Source organism: Caballeronia jiangsuensis, assembly GCF_046030135.1.
Classification (GTDB): Bacteria; Pseudomonadota; Gammaproteobacteria; order Burkholderiales; family Burkholderiaceae; genus Caballeronia; species Caballeronia jiangsuensis.
On the sequence record NZ_JAQQDB010000010.1, the window covers coordinates 63,304 to 85,973 of the forward strand.

Consider the following 22,670-nt stretch of genomic DNA (forward strand, 5'->3'; position numbering starts at 1 on the left):
GCCGTTTCGAGACGCGGCTTAATCGACGCCGCGCGCGCGATTCTCCGCAAAGGTCTTGCGGAACGCTTCGAACGTGTGATTTTCGATCGATTCCCGCACTTCGCCGATCAGCTCCAGGTAGTAGTGCAGGTTGTGAATCGTGTTCAGTTGCGCGCCGAGAATCTCGCCGACGCGATGCAGATGATGCAGATAGCCGCGCGTGAAGTTCTGGCACGTGTAGCAGCCGCAGCTTTCGTCGAGCGGCTTCATCGAGTTCTTGTGCGTAGCGTTCTTGATCTTGAGATCGCCGAAGCGCGTGAAGAGCCAGCCGTTGCGCGCGTTGCGCGTGGGCATCACGCAGTCGAACATATCGACGCCCGCCGCGACGCCCGCGACGAGATCCTCCGGCGTGCCGACGCCCATCAGGTAATGCGGCTTGTCGGCCGGCAGCTTCGGGCCGATGTGATTCAGCACGCGCATCATGTCTTCCTTCGGCTCGCCGACCGACAGCCCGCCGATCGCGAGGCCATGAAAACCGATGTCGGAAAGACCGGCGAGCGATTCGTCGCGCAGGTCTTCGAACATGCCGCCCTGCACGATGCCGAAGAGCGCGTTCGGGTTGCCGAGCTTGCTGAATTCGTCGATGGAGCGCTTCGCCCAGCGCATCGACATGCGCATCGAATCCGCGGCGTCCTTGTGCGAAGTCGGAATGCCGTTGGTCGAGTAGGGCGTGCATTCGTCGAACTGCATGACGATGTCGGAGTTCAGCACCTTTTGAATCTGCATCGACACTTCGGGCGACAGGAAGAGCTTGTCACCGTTGATCGGCGACGCGAACGTGACGCCTTCTTCCGTGATCTTGCGCAGTTCGCCGAGCGAAAACACCTGAAAGCCGCCCGAATCGGTCAGAATCGGCCGGTTCCAGCCCATGAACTTGTGCAAGCCGCCGTGCGCGCCGATGACTTCCAGCCCCGGACGCAGCCACAGGTGGAACGTGTTGCCGAGGATGATCTGCGCGCGAATCTCTTCGAGTTCGCGCGGCTGGATCGCCTTCACGGTGCCGTAAGTGCCGACCGGCATGAAGATCGGCGTCTCGACGACGCCGTGATTGAGCGTGAGACGGCCGCGGCGCGCCTGGCCGTCGGTCGTCAGCAATTCGAACTTGAGCCCGTTCTCGGGCGGGGTATGGGTTGCGGTCATTTGAATTCCTGCCACTGGAAAACAGTCCAGCGCATTGGTTAAAAATCTAGTCGCGGCGCGTCAGCAGCATGGCGTCGCCGTAACTGAAGAAACGGTACTTCTCCTCGATCGCGTGCCTGTACGCATCGCGGATCGTTTCCATGCCGGCGAACGCGGACACGAGCATCAGCAGCGTCGATTTCGGCAGATGGAAGTTCGTCACCAGCCGGTCGACGACGCGAAATCCGTAGCCCGGCGTGATGAAGATATCGGTTTCGGCCTGCGTCGCCGCGAGCGGCTGGCCGGCTTGAGCCGCATCGCGCGCGGCGGCTTCGAGTGCGCGCATCGACGTCGTGCCGACCGCGATGACGCTATTGCCGCGCGCCTTCACCGCCGCGATGCGATCGACGAGCGATTGCGGCAGGTCGTACCACTCGCTGTGCATCTTGTGCTCGGCGATGTTCTCCACGCGCACCGGCTGGAACGTGCCCGCGCCGACGTGCAGCGTCAGCGTCGCGCGCTCGACGCCGCGTGCATCGAGCTCGGCGAAAAGCGCGTCGTCGAAATGCAGGCCGGCAGTCGGTGCGGCCACCGCGCCCGGATTCGCCGCATACACCGTCTGATAGCGCGTTTCGTCGTAGGCGTCGGCGTCGTGCTCGATATACGGCGGCAGCGGCAAGCGCCCGTATTGCTCGATGAGCGTCAGGCATTCGGCCGGAAAGTGCAGCGTGTAGAACGGCTCGACGCGTTCGCCGACGGTCACATCGAATGCATCGGCGAGGCGGATCGTGGTGCCTTCACCCGGGCTCTTGCTCGCGCGAATCTGCGCGAGCGCCGTGGTCGCGCCGGTCAGCCGCTCGACCAGCACCTCGACGCGCCCGCCGCTGGCCTTCTGGCCGAAGAAGCGCGCCTTCAGGACTTTGGTATCGTTGAACACCAAAAGATCGCCCGGCGCGATCAGATCGGGCAGTTCGGAGAAACGCCGGTCGATCAGCGTAGCGGGCGTGGCGCGGTTGTCCACCTCGAGCAGGCGGCTCGCGCTGCGCTCGGCGAGCGCGCTCTGCGCGATCAGCTCGGGCGGCAGATTAAAATCGAAATCGGAAAGCGTGAACATGGCGTGAACGAAGCGCGAACGACACGGGAAACGCGCCGAACAAACCTCATATTGTACTTGCGAAGAGAGTCAATGCCCTTGTCCGACCGCCGCCTGGCTTCCCCGACCGATGCGCTCCCGACTGCGGACGAAGCCGAAGCGCCTGTCGCGCCCAAGCGGGCAAAGACGGCCGAAAGCGCCGAGAAGAAGCCGAAACCCGTCGTCAGGACGGCGGACAAGCTCGCGAAGCTGGGCCTGAAATCCGACATCGATCTCGTGCTGCATCTGCCGATGCGCTATGAGGACGAAACCTCGCTCACGCCCATCGGCGAACTGATTCCGGGCGATATCGCGCAGACCGAAGGCGTCGTGTTCGACAACGAGATCGCGTATCGGCCGCGTCGACAATTGCTCGTGAAGATCAACGACGACGCCGGCGACGAACTCACGCTGCGCTTTCTCAACTTCTACGGCTCGCAGGTCAAGCAGATGGCCATCGGCGTGCGCCTGCGCGTGCGCGGCGACGTGCGCGGCGGCTTTTTCGGCATGGAAATGGTGCATCCAGCCGTGCGTCCCGTCGATGACGGCGCGCCGCTGCCGCAAGCGCTCACACCGGTTTATCCGTCGACGGCGGGCATCTCGCAGGCTTATCTGCGCAAGGCAATCGATTCCGCCATTTCGCGCGTGTCGCTGCCGGAACTGCTGCCCGAGCCGATCGCGCGCGCGCATCTCGCGCCGCTGAACGTGCCAGGCCTCCTCGACGCCGTGAAGACGCTGCATCATCCGCGCGCGGATTCGGATGAAACCGCGCTCATCGACGGCACGCATCCGGCGTGGACGCGCATCAAGTTCGAGGAATTGCTCGCGCAGCAACTGTCGCTCAAGCGCGCGCACGAGGAACGGCGCACGCGCGCCGCGCCCGCGATGCCGCGCCGCCTGCCGGACGATGACGCGTCGCTCGTCGTGAAGCTGTTGCGCGCCTTGCCGTTCGCATTGACCGGGGCGCAGCAGCGCGTGGTCGCCGAAATCGCGGGTGAACTGACGCTCGCGCATCCGATGCAGCGTCTCTTGCAAGGCGATGTCGGCAGCGGCAAGACGATCGTCGCGGCGCTGGCCGCGGCACAGGCCATCGACGCGGGCTATCAGGCCGCGCTCATGGCGCCGACCGAAATCCTCGCGGAGCAGCACGCGCGCAAACTGCGCGGCTGGCTGGAGCCGCTCGGCGTCACGGTCGCGTGGCTCGCGGGCAGCCTGAAGGCGAAGGAAAAGCGCGCAGCGACCGAGGCGGCGGCGCTCGGCACGGCGCAGCTTGTCATCGGCACGCACGCGATCATTCAGGATGCAGTGGAATTCGCGCGCCTCGGACTCGTGATCGTCGACGAGCAGCATCGCTTCGGCGTCGCGCAGCGGCTCGCCTTGCGCGCGAAGGCGCTCAATGCGGCGGACGGCGCGCGCGATTTTCAGCCGCATCAACTGATGATGTCCGCGACGCCGATCCCGCGCACGCTCGCGATGACCTACTACGCGGATCTCGACGTCTCGACCATCGACGAACTGCCGCCCGGCCGCACGCCGATTCTCACCAAAGTGGTGTCGGACGGCAGGCGCGACGAGATCATCGGCCGTGTTCGCGAAGCGGCGCTGACCGGACGCCAGGTGTACTGGGTCTGTCCGCTGATCGAGGAGAGCGAGACGCTGCAGTTGCAGACGGCTGTCGAGACTTACGAGACGCTGGTCGCCGCCCTGCCCGAACTGCGCGTCGGTCTGGTTCACGGACGGCTCGCGCCCGCGGAAAAAGCGGGGGTGATGGACGCGTTCTCGCGCAACGAAGTGCAATTGCTCGTCGCGACGACGGTGATCGAAGTCGGCGTGGACGTGCCGAACGCGTCGCTGATGGTGATCGAGCATGCGGAGCGTTTCGGCCTCGCGCAGTTGCATCAGTTGCGCGGTCGCGTGGGGCGGGGCAGCGCGGCGTCCGTGTGCGTGCTGATGTATGCGAACCCGCTATCGCAGACCGCGCGCGCGCGCCTGAAAACCATGCGCGAGACGACCGACGGCTTCGAGATCGCTCGCCGTGATCTCGAAATTCGCGGACCCGGCGAGTTTCTCGGCGCGCGGCAATCGGGCGAAGCGATGCTGCGTTTCGCGAGTCTCGAAAACGATGGCTGGCTGATCGAGCCGGCGCGCGCCGCCGCCGATCAGATGCTCGCGCAATTCCCCGACGCGGTCACGCGGCACCTCGCACGCTGGCTGGGCGCGAGGGAGCACTATTTGAAGGCCTGACTGAACTCGCGCGGGTCATGTCGGTCCCTATTTAACCGACGCGGGCCGGCGAATCGGCAGAAGTTGTCGAACGACGGTTGGCAGGTGTATAACTCAAACCTATTGAATCAACGTATTTCATTGGCCGCCAATGACCCTCACTGAACTGAAGTACATCGTCGCGGTCGCGCGCGAGCGGCATTTTGGTCGCGCGGCCGAGGCGTGCTTCGTCAGCCAGCCGACGTTGTCGGTGGCAATCAAGAAGCTCGAAGACGAACTCAATGTGCAGATCTTCGAGCGCGGCACGAGCGAAGTCAGCGTGACGCCTATCGGCGAGCAGATCGTGACGCAGGCGCAGCGCGTGCTCGAACAGACGCTCGCCATCAAGGAAATCGCCAAGCAGGGAAAGGATCCGCTCGTCGGACCGCTGCGCCTCGGCGTGATCTACACCATCGGACCGTATCTGCTGCCCACGCTCGTCAAGCAGATGATCAAGTCGGTCCCGCAGATGCCGCTCATGCTCCAGGAGAATTACACGCTCAAGCTGATCGAGCTCCTGAAGCAGGGCGAAATCGATGTCGCGATCATGGCGCTGCCGTTCCCCGAAACCGGCCTGATGGTGCGCGCGCTCTACGACGAGCCGTTCGTCGTCGCGATGCCTTCCGGACACGCGTGGGAGAACCGCGCGAAGATCGATCCGGACGATCTCAAGCAGGAAACCATGTTGCTGCTCGGAAGCGGTCATTGCTTCCGCGATCACGTGCTCGGCGTGTGCCCCGAACTCATGCGCTTCTCGCAGAACGCGGACGGCATCCAGAAGACGTTTGAAGGCTCCTCGCTGGAGACGATCCGTCATATGGTGGCGAGCGGCGTCGGTATCACGGTGCTGCCGCGCATGTCGGTGAGCGAGGTGCGGCCGCACGCGGGGGGCATCGATTCCGGTCTGCTCAGTTACGTGCCGTTCGATGAGCCGGTGCCGGACCGGCGTGTCGTGCTCGCGTGGCGCAAGAGCTTCACACGCATGCCGGCCATCGACGCGATCTCCGAAGCGATCGCCAATTGCGATTTGCCGGGCGTCAGGAAGCTGGATATGCCGGTGGCGGTGAACTGACGATGTTTGCGCGATTGGATGCGCTGTGGTTCTGACGAACACAGCGCTTCTGACTTTCCTCTCTTTTTTGCCGATTATTTAGGCTATCTAAGTAGTTCGTTCGATCCGACTTCAGAATCCCGCCGCGCATGACTATCGAATAAATAAAATTAATCAAATTATAAATTTCGATAGTTCTCTGTAAGCTCCCTCTATCGGTTCCAAGACCACAACGGGAGAAACCATCATGTCGCAAGCGTTGAATCACATCGCACAGGCGGTCGAGCATATCGAAGCATCCAGCCGTCACGCGTCGCGCACGATGCGCGTCGCGCTTGCTTTCGGCATCGTCGCGATGGGCTATGGACTCGTCGTCGCGAGCGGTGTAGTCGGCGCCTGAAGATCGTCAAGACGCTCGAAAGTCTTGTCACGATAAAGCGTTCCCCGTTTCTCTAAGATAAACTGTCGAGCGCTCGAAGCGCCGCGCGACAAGGCGATGCACGCGGCGCTCGCACCGTTCGAATCACTCTCTCACGGAGTCATCATGGCGAAGAAAGGCACTGCACCTGCCGTCAATATCGGCATCAGCGACAAAGACCGCAAGAAGATCGCCGACGGGCTGTCACGGCTGCTGGCCGATACATACACGCTCTATCTGAAGACCCACAACTTCCACTGGAACGTCACGGGTCCGATGTTCAACACGCTGCATCTGATGTTCGAAACGCAATACACCGAACTCGCGCTCGCCGTCGATTCGATCGCGGAACGCATTCGCGCTCTGGGCGTGCATGCGCCGGGCAGCTACAAGGAGTTCGCGAAGTTGTCGTCGATTCCGGAAGCGGACGGCGTGCCGGCTGCCGAAGAGATGATCCGCCAACTGGTGGAAGGTCAGGAAGCGGTGGTGCGCACGGCGCGCGAGATCTTCCCGGCGACCGAAGCCGCCAACGACGAGCCGACCGCCGACCTGCTCACGCAGCGCATGCAGACGCACGAGAAGACCGCGTGGATGCTGCGCGCGATGCTGGCCTGATACTTCTTCGGTTGCGAAGCGATAAAACCCCGCTCTCATGCGGGGTTTTCGCTTTTGAGGATGAACGAACGCGCTGATCTAAAATAGCCGGACCGCGTTTCTCTGCATCGACCTCCGCCATGCTCGCCCGTCTTCCGCTCTACATGCGCCTCGTGCGCCTCGACAAGCCCATCGGCAGCCTGTTGCTGCTATGGCCGACGCTCAACGCATTGTGGATCGCATCCGATGGCCGTCCGTCGCCGATGCTGCTCGTCATCTTCACGATCGGCACGATCCTGATGCGTTCGGCGGGCTGCGCGATCAACGACTACGCCGACCGCGATTTCGACCGCCACGTGAAGCGCACCGCCGAGCGGCCGATCACGTCGGGCAAGATCAAGGCGTGGGAAGCGGTGGCGCTCGCGACGGCGCTCGCGCTCGTCGCGTTCCTGCTGATTCTGCCGCTCAACACGCTCACCAAGGAGTTGTCGGTGTTCGCGCTGTTCGTCGCGGGCACGTATCCGTTCACCAAGCGCTTCTTCGCGATCCCGCAGGCGTATCTCGGCATCGCGTTCGGCTTCGGCATTCCGATGGCCTTCGCCGCCGTGCAAAACCATGTGCCGATGCTCGCGTGGATCATGCTCGCGGCGAACGTGTTCTGGTCGGTCGCCTACGACACCGAGTACGCGATGGTCGATCGCGACGACGACATCAAGATCGGCATCCGCACGTCGGCGCTCACGTTCGGCCGATACGACGTGCTGGCCGTCATGCTGTGCTACGCCGTGACGCTCGCGATCTATGTGGGTATCGGCATCGCGCTAGGGTATGGCTGGCTCTACTGGCTCGGCTGGCTCGCGGCAGCGGGTTGCGCGGTTTATCACTACGGGCTGATCCGCAATCGCGAGCGGATGGCGTGCTTTGCCGCGTTCAAGCACAACAACTGGCTCGGGGGGATGTTGTTCGCGGGGATTGCGCTGCATTACGCGTTCTCGAATTGATCCCTTTTGCGTTGATCGCGTGTCGCAACGTGCGCAAGGCGCGTTGCTCAAAGCGGCAGCTCGCCGCTTATGCCAGTCCGCGAAACAGTCTGAGAACGACAAAAGTGTTCACATCGCGGGTTCGCGGCCTTATGTTTTGATAAGGTCGTAAGTCAGGCAAACGATTAATTCCTGGGAACGCTGAAAGAGACGCGTCCCATGGTGCCCGGTGATTCATATCGAAAGCACCGATCCTTCCTTCGACAAGCCGATCACACGCCCAGGGCTTTCCGCGCGGCGACGATAGCGCGCAGGCACGCGCACCGCGCTCGCTTAAGGCCTCTGCACGACGAGCCGCCAACGCCCCGCGCACGAATGCCGGTTCCGCACGATTCCTCATTTCCTTAAAGATGGATACCTGCCATGTCCTTACCCGAACGTCCTATTGCTTTCGTCCTTGCCGCGTCGAATCACGGCACCATGATCATTAATCGAAACGATGTCGCCGTTCAGGATAATTTTGCTTATGGCGTGGGTCATCAATTACTCAGTACATCCAGTTTCGACGCCAGCGAAGTCTCGTTCGTGCTCGAGTTGCTTGCGCTGCGCCGCAAGTATTTCGGCGACGGCGTCTTTGCGATCGACGGCGGCGCCAATATCGGCGTGCATTCGATCGAATGGGCGCGCCGGATGTACGGTTGGGGCAATGTGCTGAGCTTCGAGGCTCAGGAAATCGTGTACTACGCGCTGGCCGGCAATCTCGCGATCAATAATTGCCTGAACGCGCGCGCGAAACTCACGGCGCTTGGCGAATCGGTCGGCCGGATCATCATTCCGCAGCCGGATTATTATTCGCCTGGAAGTTTCGGAAGTCTGGAACTGCGCGAGTTGGAAAATACGTTGAGTGTCGGACAAGAGGTTTCGTACGATCCCAAGAAAGGCGTTGCGGTGCCGATGATCAGCATCGATTCTCTGGAGCTCGAACGCGTCGATTTCATCAAGATCGATGTCGAGGGCATGGAAATGGATGTGTTGAAAGGCGCAACCGAAACATTGAAACGCTGCGCGCCGGTTCTGCTGGTGGAAACGCTCAAAAGCGATGCGAAGTCGATCCGCGCGTTTCTGGCCAGCATGGGTTATGCGGATTTTTACACGGTGAATCCCAACCTGTTGGCCATCAGCGAGCGCGACCCCGTGCGCCAGAACATCGTGGAACGCGATAACGTCGTCTATATCGGCTGAAGCGGACAATCGCAACGAGCCGCGCCGCCGCTCAAGCCCCGCCCAGCTCATCCCCCATCTCTTTCGCCCGCGCTTGCGCCGCCAGCGCGCCGCGCACGATCGCATCCTTCACGCCCTGCGCATCGAACGATGCGAGCGCCGCCGCCGTCGTGCCGCCCTTCGATGTCACGCGCTCGCGCAGCACGCTCGCCGGCTCGCCCGATTGCGCCGCCAGTTGCGCCGCGCCCGTGAACGTGGCGACCGCCAGCGCGCGGCCTTGCTCCTCGTCCATGCCGAGCTGGCGCGCCGCTTCCTGCATCGCTTCGATGAAATAGAACACGTAGGCCGGGCCGCTGCCGGAGATCGCGGTGACGGCGTCCAGTTTCGCTTCGTCGTCGAACCAGACGGCCGTCCCGACCGCTTCCAGCACCTCGCTGCTGAGCGCCTTCGCCGCGTCGCTCACGCCGGGCAGCGCGGCGAGACCCGTCACGCCCATGCCGATCAGCGCGGGCGTGTTCGGCATCGTGCGCACGATTTGCGTGTAGCCGTTCAGCCAGCGCGAGAGATCCGTCGCGCGGATGCCCGCCGCGATGCTGATGATCGTCTGCTTCGACAGATGCGGCGCGAGCGCTTCGGCCACGCTCTTGAGCACTTGCGGCTTCACGGCGAGCACGATCGCGTCGTAACCGGCGAGCTTGACATCGACAGCCGCGCCGGTCGCGATGCCGAACTGCTTCGCGGTGCGCGCGCGCGCTTCGTCGTTGATGTCGACGGCGTAGATGTCGGACGGCGCGACGCCGCGCTTGACGAGACCGCTGATGAGCGCCGCGGCCATGTTGCCGCCGCCGATGAATGCAATTTTCATGGTTGAGATGAGGTCAGGTGGTGTAAGTGCGCGCGCCGAAAATCGCGCTGCCGATGCGCACCATCGTCGCGCCTTCGAGCACGGCGGCTTCGAGATCGGCGGACATGCCCATCGAGAGCGTGTCGAGATCGAGGCCATCGGCGCGCAGCGTGTTCATCAGATCGCGCAGGCGGGCGTGCGGCACGCGTTGCGCGTCGAGGGTATCGGCGGGCTCGGGTATCGCCATCAGGCCGCGCAGGCGGAGGCCGGGCAGGGCGGCGACCGCATGCGCGAGCGCGGCGGCTTCCTCCGGCTCGACGCCGCTCTTCGACGCCTCGCCGCTCACGTTCACCTGAATGCAGACGTTGAGCGCGGGCGTGCCGTCGGGACGTTGCGCGGAAAGCCGCTCCGCGATCTTCAGCCGGTCGATGGAATGCACCCAGTCGAACTGCTCGGCGACGAGCTTCGTCTTGTTCGATTGCAGCGGCCCGATGAAATGCCATTCGATGTCGCCGCGCAGATCGGCCAGCTCCGCGATCTTCGCGATGCCTTCCTGCACGTAGTTCTCGCCGAACGCGCGCTGGCCGGCATCGAAAGCGGCGCGCACGTCGTTCGCGGGAAAGGTCTTGGACACGGCGAGCAGCGTGACGGAGGCCGCATCGCGCGACGCGCTTTGCGCGGCCTTCGCGATGCGTTGATGGACTTCTTCGAGATGTTGAGCGATAGACATACCTGAGCCAGCCTAAAGAACCATCCGGCCATTATACGAAGCGCTCAACCGTACAGCAGATGCTCCAGCAGTTGAATCCAGTGCGTGACGGGCGTCGATGTGCCGCTTTGCAGATGCGCGATGCAGCCGACATTCGCCGACACGATCATTTGCGGCTCCAGCTTCTCCAGCCGATCGAGCTTCTGATTGCGCAGCGTGTACGAGAGCTTCGGCTGGAGGACCGAATACGTCCCCGCCGATCCGCAGCACAGGTGACTATCGGCGGGCAGGCGCACTTCGAGCCCGAGCGCGGTCAGCAGATGCTCGACGTGTCCGCGAATCTGCTGTCCATGCTGCAACGTGCACGGCGGATGGAACGCCACGGTATGCACGCCGCGCCGGCGCGAAAGCGCGACGAGTTCTTCTTCGTACATCGGCAGGATTTCGGCGAGATCGCGCGTCAGATCGACGATCTTCTGCGCCTTCTCCGCATACGCGGGATCGTTGCGCAGCAGATGCGCGTATTCCTTCACCGTCGCGCCGCAGCCCGACGCGTTCATCACGATCGCCTCGACGCCGCTTTCCACATACGGCCACCATGCGTCGATGTTGTTGCGCACGTCGTCGAGCGCGTCTTCGTTGTAGCCGAGATGCAGGCGAATCGCGCCGCAACAGCCCGCCGACGGCGCCGTGACGATCTCGATGCCGAGCGCATCGAACACGCGCGCCGTCGCCGTGTTGACGTTCGGCATCATCGCCGGTTGCACGCAGCCCGCGAGCATCAGCATCTTGCGTTCGTGCTTGTTCGTGGGCGGCGCGAGCGGCCGCTCGGGCACGGGGATCTTCGCGCGCAACTTGCGAGGGAGGATGCCGCGGAACTGCTGTCCAAGCTTCATCGCAGGGGTGAAGAGCGTGCTGTTCGGCAGGAAGCTCGCGAGCAGGCGCCGTTGCAGGCGATGACGCATCGGCCGCTCGACCTTCTCTTCGACGATCTTGCGCCCGATCTCGACGAGCCGCCCATACTGCACGCCCGATGGGCACGTGCTCTCGCAATTGCGGCACGTGAGACAGCGATCCAGATGCAGTTGCGTACTGCGCGACACTGGCGCGCCTTCGAGCATCTGCTTCATCAGATAGATGCGCCCGCGCGGCCCGTCGAGTTCATCGCCGAGTATCTGATACGTCGGGCAAGTCGCCGTGCAGAAGCCGCAGTGCACGCACTTGCGCAGGATGGCGTCGGCTTCGTCGCCATCGGCCGTGCCGCGGATGAAATCGGCGAGATTGGTTTGCATCGAAGCGCCTAGAAGTCGGGATACAAACGCGCGCGGTTGAAGATGCGCGCCGGATCGAATGCGGCTTTCAATCCACGATGAATCTTCATCAGCGGCGCGGGCAGCGGCGTGAACACGCCTGCATTGCGATCGTAGGCGGAACCCGCGCGGAAGATCGTCGCGTGTCCGCCCGCCTGCTTCGCGCTGATGCGCACGGTCTGCGGATCGGTATCGGTGATCCACCAGCGCTGCGCGCCGCCCCATTCCATCAGTTGCGCGCCCGGCAGATGCAGCGGCTCCGCGATCGACGGCAACGCGAGCCGCCACAACGCCGAGCGCGGTTCGATCACTGCGAAGAACGGGTCCGTCTGTTCGCGCATGCCGATCCAGAAACGGTCCGCTTCGACCGCATCGACGACCTCGCCGCCGAGCGTATTGCGCGCCGTCTTCACGGCCGCTTCCGCGCCCGCGAGACGCAGCGCGAGCGTGCCGTCGCGCCACGCGCTGCCGCAGATCGGCAACGGATGGCCGCCCCATTCGTTGAGCTTGCGCACGCCGTCGGTCGCGTGCATGTCGAACTTCAGCGTGGCTTCGGCGACGGGACGCGGCAACACCTTGATCGACAGTTCGAGGATCAGCCCGAGCGTGCCGAGCGATCCCGCGAGCAGGCGTGACACGTCATATCCGGCGACGTTCTTCACCACCTGACCGCCGAAATGCAGCACTTGCCCGTGCCCGTTCATGACGACCGCGCCGAGCACGAAATCGCGCGGCGCGCCGGTCCATGCGCGGCGCGGGCCCGCGAGCCCCGCGGCGATGCAGCCGCCCAGTGTCGCATTGCGCCCGAAGTGCGGCGGCTCGAACGGCAGCATCTGGTTATGCGCTCTGAGCGCCGCTTCGATTTCGGCCAGCGGCGTGCCGCTGCGCGCGGTGATGACAAGTTCCGCCGGGTCGTACTCGATGATCCCGCGATGCGCCCGCGTGTCGAGGATTTCTCCCTGGAGCGTCTGGCCGTACCAGTCCTTCGTCCCGCCGCCGCGGATGCGCAGCAGCGTGCCGGATTCCGTGGCCCGGGCGATTCTCTCCGACCAGCCGGCGACGATGTCGTCCTGTTCCATGGGTGTTCCGCTAGTTCGTCGATTTCGGGCTTCGACTTCTGTGTCAGCTTTCTGACGGCTGTCCGGTCGATTGTACCGGCCGCTTAACGCCGCCGCACTCGGAGAAACATGGATAGCGGAACGCGCGCCGCGCCTCGTGAGAAATCAGAAACGCGGCAATTCGGGATGCGGCAACAGCCCGCCGCGCACATGCATCTTGCCGTACTCGGCGCAGCGCGCGCGCGTCGGGATGCCCTTGTCGGGGTTGAGCAGACCCGGCGGATCGAACGCGCGCTTGACCGCGAAGAACGCGTCGCGCTCTTCCGGCGAGAACTGCACGCACATCGAATTGATCTTCTCGATGCCCACGCCATGCTCGCCCGTCACCGTGCCGCCCAGTTCGACGCAACATTCCAGGATGTCGCAGCCGAACGCCTCGGCGCGATGCCATTCGTCGAGATCGTTGCCGTTGAAGAGAATCAGCGGATGCATGTTGCCGTCGCCGGCGTGGAACACGTTGATGCAGCGCAGCGCGTACTTCTTCTCCATCTCTTCGATACGCGCGAGCAGCGGCCCGATCGCGCGGCGCGGCACGGTCCCGTCCATGCAGTAATAGTCCGGCGAGATGCGGCCCGCCGCCGGAAACGCGTTCTTGCGGCCGGACCAGAACTTGAGGCGCTCGGCTTCGGAACGCGAGATCTGGATGCGCGACGCGCCGTGCTCGCGCAGGACAGCCGTCATGCGGACGATTTCCTCGGCGACTTCATCGTGCGTGCCGTCGGATTCACATAGCAGGATCGCGGCGGCGTCGAGGTCGTAGCCCGCGTTGACGAACTCTTCGACGGCGCGCGTCGCGGGCTTGTCCATCATTTCGAGGCCGGCCGGGATGATGCCCGCGGCGATGATCGCGGCGACTGCGTTGCCGCCTTTCACGACGTCGTCGAAGCTCGCCATGATGACCTGCGCCGTTTGCGGCTTCGGGATCAGCTTGACGGTGATCTCGGTGACGATCGCGAACATGCCTTCGCTGCCGATTAGGACCGCGAGCAGATCGAGACCCGGCGCATCCGGGCCGAGCGAGCCGAACTCGACGACATCGCCGTCCATCGTCACCGCGCGCACGCGCAGGACGTTGTGTACCGTGAGGCCGTATTTCAAGCAATGCACGCCGCCGGAGTTCTCGGAGACATTTCCGCCGATCGTGCACGCGATCTGCGACGATGGATCGGGCGCGTAGTACAGACCGTAGGGCGCGGCCGCTTCGGAAATCGCGAGATTGCGCACGCCCGGCTGCACGGTCGCGGTGCGCGCGTAGGGATCGACTTCGACGATCTTGCGAAAGCGCGCAAGCGACAGCACGATGCCGTGGCGGATCGGCATTGCGCCGCCGGAAAGGCCGGTGCCCGCGCCGCGCGGAACGATCGGAATGGATAGACGCGCGCAGATCTGCACGACGCGCTGCACTTGCGCCTCGGTTTCAGGCAGCGCCACCGCGAGCGGCAGCCGCCGATACGCGGCGAGGCCATCGCATTCGTACGCGGCGGTATCTTCGTCGCGAAAGAGCAGACAGTGCGTGGGCAGCACGGCCATCAGCGCCTGCACGACTTCGCGTTGACGCGCGGCGAGCTGATCTTCGGTCAGCGCGGGCGCGTCCTCGTACGGCAGGTTGGGCGGCATCTGCTCGGCTTTGAGCTCGTCGGGTGCGTTCATGTCTCCTCCTTTTGATGCCTGCGCAGACAGTCGCGCTTATTTGATGCTTGCATCTTGCGCGACTTCGTCAGCCTTCGAAAGTGAAGATTTTCCCCGGGTTCATCAGGTTTTTCGGATCGAGCGCCTGCTTGATGGCGCGCATGGTCGCGATGGCGTCTTCGCCATGCTCATCGATCAGGAAGCCCATCTTGTGCAGCCCGACGCCGTGTTCGCCGGTGCAGGTGCCGCCCATCGCGAGCGCGCGTCCGACGATGAGTCGATTGATGCGCTCCGCTTCTTCCAGCTCTTCGGGCTTATCGGGATCGAGCAGCATCGCGACGTGAAAGTTGCCGTCGCCGACGTGACCGACGATCGGGCTCGGCAAGTACGAGCCGCGCAGATCCTTTTCCGTTTCCTCGACACATTCGGCGAGACGCGAGATCGGCACGCAGACGTCGGTGGTGACGGCGCGGCAGCCGGGCTTCAGTTGCAACATCGCGAAGTAGGCCGAATGGCGCGCGTTCCAGAGACGGCTGCGGTCTTCGGGACGCGTCGCCCATTCGAAGTCCTCGCCCTTGTTCTCCGCGACGATGTCCTGCACGGTCTGCGCCTGTTCCTTCACGCCGGATTCGGTGCCGTGAAATTCGAAGAACAGCATCGGCGATTCGCGCAGCGTCAGATTCGAGTGACGGTTGATCGCGCGCACGGCGAGCTTGTCGACGAACTCGACTCGCGCGATCGGCACGCCCATCTGAATGGTTTCGATGACGGCGCGCACGGCGTCTCCCATCGACGGGAATGCGCACACGGCCGCCGATATCGCTTCGGGTTGCGGATAGAGACGCACCGTGATTTCGGTGATGACGCCGAGCGTGCCTTCCGAGCCCACGAAAAGACGCGTGAGGTCATAACCCGCCGACGATTTGCGCGCGCGCGTGCCGGTCTTGATGACGCGGCCATCGGCGAGCACGACGGTGAGGCCGAGAACGTTCTCGCGCATCGTGCCGTAGCGCACGGCGTTGGTGCCGGAGGCGCGCGTCGCGGACATGCCGCCGATGCTCGCATCCGCGCCAGGATCGATCGGGAAAAAGAGGCCGGTGTCCTTGAGCGCTTCGTTCAGTTGCTTGCGGGAGATGCCGGGTTGCACCGTCACCGTGAGGTCTTCGGCGTTGATCGCGGCGATCTGGTTCATCTCGGACAGATCGATGGAGACGCCGCCCTGGACCGCGAGCAAGTGACCTTCGAGCGAGGAGCCGTTGCCGTAGGGGATGATCGGGACGCCGTGTTCGGCGCAGAGCTTCACGATGGCCTGCACTTCCTCGGTGCTGCGCGCGAAGACGACGGCGTCGGGAAGTTGCGGATCGAACGGCGATTCGTCGCGGCCGTGGTGTTCTCTTACTGCTTGCGCGGTTGAGATGCGGTCGGCGAATTTTTGCTTCAGGGCTTCGAGCAGCGCGGTGGGGAAGGGGCGTTTTTCGAGCGCCTGGTGTTCGGTGGGGTGGTTCACAAGGTGTCTCCGGGCGGTGCGGATTGCGTTCTTGATTGCGCGCTTGGTATGAGCGTTGCGGCTTTTCTCGCGATGCCTTTGCGACCGGGCCGTTTTGTCCAGGCTTGCGATCGGCGCGAAAGCCGTACGGTGTTTATCTCATTTTACGCCGTCGGGGGGAAGGTCGGCGGGGCGGGGTTTTGGGGGCGTTTTGGACGCGCGGGTCTGCCTATAATGGGTCGGGTTTTTGTCTGCTTATCAGGGAGTCAGCGATGGGTAACCGCTTGAGCAAGATCACCACGCGTACCGGCGACGATGGAACGACAGGATTGGGCGATGGAAGCCGCGTTTCGAAAGACGATGCGCGGATTGCCGCGATTGGCGATGTCGATGAATTGAATTCCTGTATCGGCGTGCTTTTGTGTGAACCGATGCCTTCGGATGTGCGGGACGCGCTGACGCAGATTCAAAACGATTTGTTTGATCTTGGTGGGGAGTTGTCGATTCCCGGGCATTCGATGATTCAGACTTCTCATCTTGCGCAATTGGATGCCTGGCTGGAAGACTACAACGCGACACTGCCGCCCCTCAAAGAATTTATTCTGCCGGGTGGGTCTAGAGCGGCTGCGCTTGCTCATGTTGCGCGGACGGTTTGTCGGAGAGCGGAAAGGGCGATTGTGGCGTTGGGGCGTGTAGAGACCGCGGGGGTTAATGAGGCGCCGCGGAGGTATGTGAATCGGCTTTCGGATTTGTTATTTGTCTGCGCTCGAATTCTAAATCGAGCAGACGGCGGCATAGACGTCCTTTGGATAAAGGAAGTAGCGGGAAATCAAAAATAGCCTGCTTGTACGAGCAATAATTCCGAATTGTCGTTGTATATACGAAAATTGCTGCCCGATAAGTCCAAATATACGTTCGTATTAGAGGTATCTTGATCGTGAAGCGTTTAACGCCCCTAAATATGTCCGTGAAAAAAGACGTTGACTCCAAGCGACGTGAGATCTCCTCCGACAACCTTTCGATGTCAGTTGGCGAACTTCTCAATTTATACAAAGATAGTGAGTTGGACATTCACCCTGAATTTCAACGCGTATTTCGGTGGGGACTTCAACAGAAATCCAGATTGATCGAATCTTTGCTTCTTGGGATTCCACTTCCTTCGCTGTATGTGGCGACAAACGACTCTGGGGTATGGGAAGTAATTGATGGAGTACAGAGGCTATCGACGATATTCGAGTTTATGGGGGAGCTCACCGGTCCGGTCAGCAGCGAGGACGGTGATCTGGAAAAAAGCGTCCTCTCAAGCTAGAAGGAACAAAACACTTGCCTAATTTGAGCGGTGTGGAATTCGCCACAATGGACCCGGCGTTGAGATTGGAGTTTAAGCGAACTCGCCTCGATATAAAGGTATTGGCGCGCGAGCAAGGAGCATCGTCCGGAAAATTTGATCTCTTCGAGCGCTTGAATACATATGGCGAGCCGTTGTCACCGCAGGAGCTAAGGAATTGCGTTCTGGTAAGCTTGAATCCTAAACGTTTCCGATGGTTAAAGGCTTTGGCCGAAAACCAAAACTTTCGTTCATGCACGCTCCTCAGCGAAACTCAGATAGCTGAAAAATACGATATGGATCTCGCTTTGCGTTTCATTGTGCTTCGCGATGTAAATCCAAGCGAGATTGGCGACGTTCACGAGTTTTTGCGCGACAGAATGGAGTTGATCGCAGTGGACGACGCCTTCGATGAAGAAGGCGAAGCAAAAAAATTCTCCGAGGTATTTGAGTTTTTAGACGGCAAAACGCAAGGAAATATTTTTCGTCACTGGAGCGAAAGACTCGGTGCATTTAGAGGTGGCTTCTCTTTGGCGGCGTTCGAGGGCTTAGGACTTGCTCTAAGCCGTCACTGGGATCAACTCGCAGGAATCAAAGAGAGTATCCAAGTCCAGCAGCTAGTTGAAGCATTGTGGAAATCCGATGCGTATAGGAACAGCTTTTCTGGATTAAGAGCGCGTGAGCGTATGGCGCGGGTTACTCCCATTGCTGAAGCTTTAGTAACCGATTTGACGACTGAAGCAGAGCCGCGAAAACCGGTTTCGAAAAGGACACGAGTGAAGAAGTGAAGGAAGGCTAAGAAGATGAGCTTGCGTACTGTTGAGGAGTTCCAGCAGAAGATTGCACGCGAATTAGCTTGGAGAAAGTAAGAAATTAGTGGATTGAGGGTGTCGGCTCGGCGAGCGACTAGCGAAAAAAATTTTCTCTATCGCGGAGGACTGGTTCTCCTTTGCGCCCATTGGGAGGGTTTTCTGCGAAATTCGGTAAGGCTGTATTTCAAGCATGTCTTTGCTCAAGAACTGAGACTCAAGGAATTGGCGCCCAATTTTGTTGCTGCCGCATTTTTCGCAGATGTGCAGCGAGCGGGAAAAGCCGAGTATCCTGGGAGCGTTGACACACATGGCAAACTCGCTCAAAGAATTATCAGCCGTGCAGATGAGGTGTGCAGAAACTCGACGTGGGAAGTAAGGGCCGAGGGCAACCCGGGAACGGAAGTGCTAGCTCGCCTGCTTTCTTCTGCAGGATTGAATCCGCGCCTCGGATTGGACGCAGCTAATTGGTCGACTATGAGCGTTTTCATTGACGAGCAGGTGGTTCGTGACCGTCATCTTGTAGCTCATGGCGAAGGATTCCAAATTTCCCGGATCGAGTTTTTAGAGAGAGCCGATCGAATGTTGGGTCTTCTAGACCGTGTAAGCAGTGAGTTGATTGGCGCTGCGGAACGGCGCATTTATCTGTCGATGGAAACAGACTCTCAAGTCGCGTAAGTGATCAGTTCATGGCGAGACCGTAGTGCGGCATGAGTGAATAATCGGCCGCGACGTCTAGCGGCCGATTCAAACACTGTCTTTTTAGTTTCCGCCACCTCGAACGACTCGTCGTTGTTTGACTGAATCCGCCAAGCCTTCCAACACCTTCACACTTTCATCCCACCCAATACAAGCATCGGTAACGCTCTGCCCATAGGTCAACTCACATCCTTCCTTCAAATCCTGCCGCCCCGCGACAAGATGCGATTCCACCATCACCCCCACGATCCGCTCATCCCCAGCAGCGAGCTGCTTGCCGATATCCTCACAAACCGGAATCTGATTCTCATGCTTCTTGGAGCTATTGGCGTGACTCGCATCGATCATCAGCCGCGCAGCTAACCCCGCCTTCCCGATATCACTACAAGCAGCATCCACGCTCGCCGCATCGTAATTAGGCGCTTTACCCCCGCGCAAAATGATATGACAATCCTCATTCCCCGCGGTCGAAACGATCGCCGAATGCCCGCCTTTGGTCACGGAGAGAAAATGATGCGGCTGCGACGCCGCCTTGATCGCATCGACAGCGATCTTCACATTCCCATCCGTACCGTTCTTGAACCCGACAGGGCACGACAAACCGGAAGCAAGCTCGCGGTGTACTTGAGATTCGGTAGTCCGCGCCCCAATCGCCCCCCACGAAATCAGATCGGCGATGTACTGCGGACTGATCATGTCGAGATACTCGGTGCCAGCGGGAAGCCCAAGCTCATTGATATGCATGAGCAACTCGCGCGCGGCCCTCAACCCGTCATTGATCTTGAAGCTGTTATCCATGTACGGATCGTTGATGAGCCCCTTCCATCCAACGGTCGTCCGCGGCTTTTCGAAATACACCCGCATCACGATCTCCAGCTCGCCCGCGAACCGCTTGCGCTGCTCGATCAGCTTCCCGGCATATTCAAGCGCCGCGCGCGGATCATGAATCGAGCAAGGCCCGATGATCACGATCAACCGGTCATCCATCCCGTGAAGAATGCGATGCATCGACTGTCGCGCGTTGTAGATCAGCTCCGAAACCGGCTCGGCGCAGGGGAATTCGCGGATCAGATGCGCGGGTGGCGTCAGCTCTTTCAACTCGCGGATACGAACATCATCGGTATTGTGCGGGGGCATGTCGGTTCTCCAACGGCAGCGTTCTAATCAAACTATGAGACGAAAAAAAACCGCCAGACTTGCTGGCGGTTTTTTCGGGAATTCGGTCTGTTCAACCTGTGTACGACTCACCCCTCTCGATCCGCCAGCGGCTTGAGATGCCAAAAGAAATAAAAATAAAACTTGGCGGACATGATGGATCGAAGGTGTGTCGAAAAAGTTGTGACTGCTTTTATAACCGCAAACGCACGGCGCTGACAACCCTGCAACTACAAAAACGCGGACAATCCGCATCGGGCAGCGCGGCCACGCCGCAAACAAAGCCGCCCGATGCGGAAAACCCGCATGACTATCACACGGTCCCGCCGACCGTCATCTTCTCGATGCGCAACGTCGGCTGACCGACGCCCACCGGCACGCTCTGGCCTTCCTTGCCGCACACGCCCACGCCGCTATCGAGCGACATGTCGTTGCCGATCATCGTCACGTACTTGAGCGATTCCGGCCCGCTTCCGATCAGCGTCGCGCCCTTCACCGGATACGTGATCTTGCCGTTCTCGATCATGTACGCCTCGGAAGCCGAGAACACGAACTTGCCGTTGGTGATATCGACCTGACCGCCGCCAAAATTCACCGCGTACAAGCCGTTCTTCACCGAGGCGAGAATCTCCTGCGGGTCCTTGTCGCCGTTGAGCATGTACGTGTTCGTCATGCGCGGCATCGGCAGCGCGGCGTACGATTCGCGGCGCGCGTTGCCCGTCACCGGCATCTTCATCAGACGCGCGTTGAGCGAATCCTGGATGTAGCCCTTCAGGATGCCGTCCTCGATCAGCGTCGTGCACTGCGTCGGGTTGCCTTCGTCGTCGATGTTGAGCGAGCCGCGCCGATTCGGCAGCGTGCCGTCATCGACCACCGTGACGCCCTTCGCCGCCACCTGCTCGCCGATCATGCCCGCGAACGCCGACGATCCCTTGCGGTTGAAATCGCCCTCGAGCCCGTGTCCGACCGCCTCGTGCAGCAGCACGCCCGGCCAGCCCGGCCCGAGCACGACGGTCATCGCGCCTGCCGGGGCAGGGCGCGCTTCGAGGTTGACGAGCGCGGCGTGCACGGCATCGTCGACGTATTTGTTCAGGATGGCGTCGGTGAAATAGCCGTAGTCGAAACGTCCGCCGCCGCCGCCCGAGCCGATCTCGCGCCGGCCGTTCTGCTCGGCGATCACCGTCACCGATACGCGCACGAGCGGACGCACGTCCGCCGCGAGCGCGCCGTCGCTGCGCGCGACCAGCACGACGTCATACTCGCCGGCGAGACCGGCCATCACCTGCGTGATGCGCGGGTCCTTGCCGCGCGCCATCTGCTCGACGCGCTCCAGCAATTTGACCTTGGCGTTCGCGTCGAGCGAATGCAAGGGATCGGCGGGCAGATACAGATCGCGCCCCGACACGCCCGTGAGCGTGCTCGCCGGCTTGATCTTGTGTTTGCCGCCGCCCGCTTTCGCAATCGCGCGCGTCGCGATCGCGGCCTGACGGATCGATTCGGGCGACAGGTCGTCCGAATACGCGAACGCCGTGCGCTCGCCCGACACGGCGCGCACGCCGACGCCCTGATCGATGCTGAAGCTGCCCGATTTGACGATGCCTTCTTCGAGACTCCACGCTTCGCTGCGCGTGGACTGAAAATAGAGGTCCGCGTAATCGACACGATGCGTGAAGATTTCCGCGAGCGTGCGGGTGATCAGTCCTTCGTCGAGGCCGTAGGGCGTGAGCAAAACGTCCTTCGCCGTGACCAGATTCCGAATGCCGGGTTCGATGATGTTCATGCGGTGCCTATTGCGTGTTCTGTGACGAGTTCGATGATATTTCAGACGAATTGCAGACTATTCTACGGTCTGATCCAGTCGTTTCATGTGCGGGGAGAAACCCGCGTCTTCAAGTCATCAGTCGAGTTGATCCGAGTAAGCCGCGCGATCACCCGATCACGCGATGTCGATAAGCCGGCAAGCTCTGCCGCACGGCCGCGATGCGTTGCAAATCGATGCCGCCGATCACGACGCCCGGCCCTTCGTCCCGAACGCCGACGATTTCGCCCCACGGATCGATCAGCATGCTGTGACCCCACGTGCGGCGTCCGTTCTCGTGATTGCCGCCCTGCGCCGCGGCGAGCACATAGCATTGATTCTCGACGGCGCGCGCCTTGAGCAGCGTCTCCCAGTGCGCACGGCCGGTCGTGTAAGTGAACGCGGAAGGCACGACCATCAGCGCGCAGTCGCCGAGCTTTCGGTACAGCTCCGGAAAGCGCAGGTCGTAGCACACCGACAATCCCACGCGTCCGAAGGGCGCGTCGAAGGTCCGCACTTCGCTGCCCGGACAGATGGTGCGCGCTTCGTCGAACGATTCCTCGCCTTTTTCAAAATTGAACAGATGAATCTTGTCGTAGCGCGCGACCTGCGTGCCGCTCGGATCGAAGACGAGCGTCGTGTTCAGCACGCGGTTCTCTTCGGGCGAGCGCAGCGGCAGCGTCCCGCCGATGATCCACACGCGATGCTCCCGCGCCGCATCGGAAAGAAATTGCTGGATCGGACCCGAGCCGGGCGTTTCGCGGATCGCGAGCTTGTCGGTGTCCTTGAAGCCCATGTAGCAGAAATATTCGGGCAGCAGCACCAGTTGCGCGCCGCCGCGCGCGGCTTCGGCGATGAGGCGGCCGGCGTCGGCAAGATTGCGGTCGCGGTCCGGCGTGCTGACCATCTGGAGCGCGGCGACCTGAAACGGGGCCGCGCTTTCGCTCGATCTTTCGCTCATGTCTCTATG

Annotated in this window: 22 protein-coding genes; 11 read left to right on the plus strand and 11 right to left on the minus strand. The window is 61.7% G+C overall.

The genetic code is table 11. From position 1 onward, the window contains the following. Window positions 1–18: 18 nt before the first annotated feature. Window positions 19–1,179 carry a tRNA guanosine(34) transglycosylase Tgt gene (gene tgt, locus PQR08_RS12745; protein WP_408161334.1) on the minus strand — a complete coding sequence of 387 codons (1,161 nt, stop codon included), beginning with the start codon at window positions 1,177–1,179 and terminating at the stop codon, window positions 19–21. Between the two features lie 46 nt (window positions 1,180–1,225). Beyond that, window positions 1,226–2,272 carry a tRNA preQ1(34) S-adenosylmethionine ribosyltransferase-isomerase QueA gene (gene queA, locus PQR08_RS12750; protein WP_408161335.1) on the minus strand — a complete coding sequence of 349 codons (1,047 nt, stop codon included), beginning with the start codon at window positions 2,270–2,272 and terminating at the stop codon, window positions 1,226–1,228. A gap of 3 nt (window positions 2,273–2,275) precedes the next feature. On the opposite strand from queA, the gene recG reads away from it, so the two are divergent. The 6 genes from recG to PQR08_RS12780 all read left to right on the plus strand — a co-directional run bounded on the left by recG (window position 2,276) and on the right by PQR08_RS12780 (window position 8,837). Further along, window positions 2,276–4,534 (plus strand): ATP-dependent DNA helicase RecG, encoded by a 2,259-nt coding sequence (gene recG / locus PQR08_RS12755; RefSeq protein WP_408161336.1) that lies wholly within the window; start codon window positions 2,276–2,278, stop codon window positions 4,532–4,534. Between the two features lie 130 nt (window positions 4,535–4,664). Further along, a complete protein-coding gene (locus PQR08_RS12760) occupies window positions 4,665–5,624 on the plus strand; it encodes a hydrogen peroxide-inducible genes activator (RefSeq protein WP_187607518.1) in 960 nt (319 codons plus the stop codon). A gap of 226 nt (window positions 5,625–5,850) precedes the next feature. After that, a complete protein-coding gene (locus PQR08_RS12765) occupies window positions 5,851–6,003 on the plus strand; it encodes a hypothetical protein (protein WP_371880192.1) in 153 nt (50 codons plus the stop codon). A gap of 144 nt (window positions 6,004–6,147) precedes the next feature. Next, window positions 6,148–6,636 carry a Dps family protein gene (locus PQR08_RS12770; protein WP_035497719.1) on the plus strand — a complete coding sequence of 163 codons (489 nt, stop codon included), beginning with the start codon at window positions 6,148–6,150 and terminating at the stop codon, window positions 6,634–6,636. A gap of 119 nt (window positions 6,637–6,755) precedes the next feature. Further along, complete coding sequence (gene ubiA, locus PQR08_RS12775) at window positions 6,756–7,616, plus strand: 4-hydroxybenzoate octaprenyltransferase (RefSeq protein WP_187607520.1); 861 nt, start codon at window positions 6,756–6,758, stop codon at window positions 7,614–7,616. Window positions 7,617–8,018: 402 nt separating this feature from the next. Then, a complete protein-coding gene (locus PQR08_RS12780) occupies window positions 8,019–8,837 on the plus strand; it encodes an FkbM family methyltransferase (protein ID WP_408161337.1) in 819 nt (272 codons plus the stop codon). 31 nt (window positions 8,838–8,868) lie between these two features. Here the strand turns inward: PQR08_RS12780 and proC are convergent, their stop codons facing one another. The 6 genes from proC to PQR08_RS12810 form a co-directional block, all read right to left on the minus strand. After that, window positions 8,869–9,681, minus strand: coding sequence for a pyrroline-5-carboxylate reductase (proC, locus tag PQR08_RS12785; protein ID WP_408161338.1), 813 nt, complete (start codon window positions 9,679–9,681; stop codon window positions 8,869–8,871). Between the two features lie 13 nt (window positions 9,682–9,694). Then, complete coding sequence (locus PQR08_RS12790; RefSeq protein WP_187607523.1) at window positions 9,695–10,390, minus strand: YggS family pyridoxal phosphate-dependent enzyme; 696 nt, start codon at window positions 10,388–10,390, stop codon at window positions 9,695–9,697. A 44-nt stretch (window positions 10,391–10,434) separates the two neighbouring features. Beyond that, a complete protein-coding gene (glcF, locus tag PQR08_RS12795) occupies window positions 10,435–11,661 on the minus strand; it encodes a glycolate oxidase subunit GlcF (protein ID WP_238209763.1) in 1,227 nt (408 codons plus the stop codon). Window positions 11,662–11,669: 8 nt separating this feature from the next. Continuing rightward, window positions 11,670–12,758 carry a glycolate oxidase subunit GlcE gene (gene glcE / locus PQR08_RS12800; RefSeq protein ID WP_187607524.1) on the minus strand — a complete coding sequence of 363 codons (1,089 nt, stop codon included), beginning with the start codon at window positions 12,756–12,758 and terminating at the stop codon, window positions 11,670–11,672. A gap of 144 nt (window positions 12,759–12,902) precedes the next feature. Next, a complete protein-coding gene (locus PQR08_RS12805) occupies window positions 12,903–14,414 on the minus strand; it encodes an FAD-linked oxidase C-terminal domain-containing protein (RefSeq protein ID WP_035497956.1) in 1,512 nt (503 codons plus the stop codon). Window positions 14,415–14,514: 100 nt separating this feature from the next. Next, entirely contained in the window at window positions 14,515–15,933 is a 1,419-nt protein-coding gene (locus PQR08_RS12810) for an FAD-binding oxidoreductase (protein ID WP_408161339.1), read from the minus strand. 251 nt (window positions 15,934–16,184) lie between these two features. On the opposite strand from PQR08_RS12810, the gene PQR08_RS12815 reads away from it, so the two are divergent. The 4 genes from PQR08_RS12815 to PQR08_RS12830 all read left to right on the plus strand — a co-directional run bounded on the left by PQR08_RS12815 (window position 16,185) and on the right by PQR08_RS12830 (window position 18,726). After that, on the plus strand, window positions 16,185–16,751 hold the full coding sequence (locus tag PQR08_RS12815; RefSeq protein ID WP_408161340.1) for a cob(I)yrinic acid a,c-diamide adenosyltransferase: 567 nt from the start codon (window positions 16,185–16,187) through the stop codon (window positions 16,749–16,751). Window positions 16,752–16,849: 98 nt separating this feature from the next. Next, complete coding sequence (locus PQR08_RS12820) at window positions 16,850–17,221, plus strand: DUF262 domain-containing protein (protein ID WP_408161398.1); 372 nt, start codon at window positions 16,850–16,852, stop codon at window positions 17,219–17,221. 14 nt (window positions 17,222–17,235) lie between these two features. Further along, a complete protein-coding gene (locus PQR08_RS12825; RefSeq protein WP_408161341.1) occupies window positions 17,236–18,027 on the plus strand; it encodes a hypothetical protein in 792 nt (263 codons plus the stop codon). A 93-nt stretch (window positions 18,028–18,120) separates the two neighbouring features. After that, window positions 18,121–18,726, plus strand: coding sequence for an MAE_28990/MAE_18760 family HEPN-like nuclease (locus PQR08_RS12830; protein ID WP_408161342.1), 606 nt, complete (start codon window positions 18,121–18,123; stop codon window positions 18,724–18,726). Window positions 18,727–18,810: 84 nt separating this feature from the next. Here the strand turns inward: PQR08_RS12830 and aroG are convergent, their stop codons facing one another. Further along, window positions 18,811–19,884, minus strand: coding sequence for a 3-deoxy-7-phosphoheptulonate synthase AroG (gene aroG / locus PQR08_RS12835; RefSeq protein ID WP_187607528.1), 1,074 nt, complete (start codon window positions 19,882–19,884; stop codon window positions 18,811–18,813). A gap of 59 nt (window positions 19,885–19,943) precedes the next feature. On the opposite strand from aroG, the gene PQR08_RS12840 reads away from it, so the two are divergent. Continuing rightward, window positions 19,944–20,264: a hypothetical protein gene (locus tag PQR08_RS12840; RefSeq protein WP_408161343.1), complete on the plus strand. Its 321-nt coding sequence runs from the start codon at window positions 19,944–19,946 to the stop codon at window positions 20,262–20,264. On the opposite strand, the gene tldD is transcribed toward PQR08_RS12840, so the two are convergent. Beyond that, on the minus strand, window positions 20,216–21,682 hold the full coding sequence (gene tldD, locus PQR08_RS12845) for a metalloprotease TldD (protein WP_035497732.1): 1,467 nt from the start codon (window positions 21,680–21,682) through the stop codon (window positions 20,216–20,218). The two genes, PQR08_RS12840 and tldD, sit on opposite strands and share 49 nt — an antisense overlap. A gap of 148 nt (window positions 21,683–21,830) precedes the next feature. Further along, entirely contained in the window at window positions 21,831–22,661 is an 831-nt protein-coding gene (locus tag PQR08_RS12850; protein ID WP_408161344.1) for a carbon-nitrogen hydrolase family protein, read from the minus strand. Window positions 22,662–22,670: the final 9 nt, after the last annotated feature.

Excerpts from the sequence above, each read along its gene's own strand:
- glcF (WP_238209763.1), bottom strand. The coding sequence starts at position 11,661 with ATGCAAACCAATCTCGCCGATTTCATCCGCGGCACGGCCGATGGCGAC.
- PQR08_RS12765 (WP_371880192.1), top strand. The coding sequence starts at position 5,851 with ATGTCGCAAGCGTTGAATCACATCGCACAGGCGGTCGAGCATATCGAA.
- aroG (WP_187607528.1), bottom strand. The coding sequence starts at position 19,884 with ATGCCCCCGCACAATACCGATGATGTTCGTATCCGCGAGTTGAAAGAG.
- ubiA (WP_187607520.1), top strand. The coding sequence starts at position 6,756 with ATGCTCGCCCGTCTTCCGCTCTACATGCGCCTCGTGCGCCTCGACAAG.
- glcE (WP_187607524.1), bottom strand. The coding sequence starts at position 12,758 with ATGGAACAGGACGACATCGTCGCCGGCTGGTCGGAGAGAATCGCCCGG.
- tgt (WP_408161334.1), bottom strand. The coding sequence starts at position 1,179 with ATGACCGCAACCCATACCCCGCCCGAGAACGGGCTCAAGTTCGAATTG.
- tldD (WP_035497732.1), bottom strand. The coding sequence starts at position 21,682 with ATGAACATCATCGAACCCGGCATTCGGAATCTGGTCACGGCGAAGGAC.
- queA (WP_408161335.1), bottom strand. The coding sequence starts at position 2,272 with ATGTTCACGCTTTCCGATTTCGATTTTAATCTGCCGCCCGAGCTGATC.
- PQR08_RS12770 (WP_035497719.1), top strand. The coding sequence starts at position 6,148 with ATGGCGAAGAAAGGCACTGCACCTGCCGTCAATATCGGCATCAGCGAC.
- proC (WP_408161338.1), bottom strand. The coding sequence starts at position 9,681 with ATGAAAATTGCATTCATCGGCGGCGGCAACATGGCCGCGGCGCTCATC.
- PQR08_RS12850 (WP_408161344.1), bottom strand. The coding sequence starts at position 22,661 with ATGAGCGAAAGATCGAGCGAAAGCGCGGCCCCGTTTCAGGTCGCCGCG.
- PQR08_RS12815 (WP_408161340.1), top strand. The coding sequence starts at position 16,185 with ATGGGTAACCGCTTGAGCAAGATCACCACGCGTACCGGCGACGATGGA.
- PQR08_RS12760 (WP_187607518.1), top strand. The coding sequence starts at position 4,665 with ATGACCCTCACTGAACTGAAGTACATCGTCGCGGTCGCGCGCGAGCGG.
- PQR08_RS12780 (WP_408161337.1), top strand. The coding sequence starts at position 8,019 with ATGTCCTTACCCGAACGTCCTATTGCTTTCGTCCTTGCCGCGTCGAAT.
- PQR08_RS12805 (WP_035497956.1), bottom strand. The coding sequence starts at position 14,414 with ATGCCGCCCAACCTGCCGTACGAGGACGCGCCCGCGCTGACCGAAGAT.
- PQR08_RS12790 (WP_187607523.1), bottom strand. The coding sequence starts at position 10,390 with ATGTCTATCGCTCAACATCTCGAAGAAGTCCATCAACGCATCGCGAAG.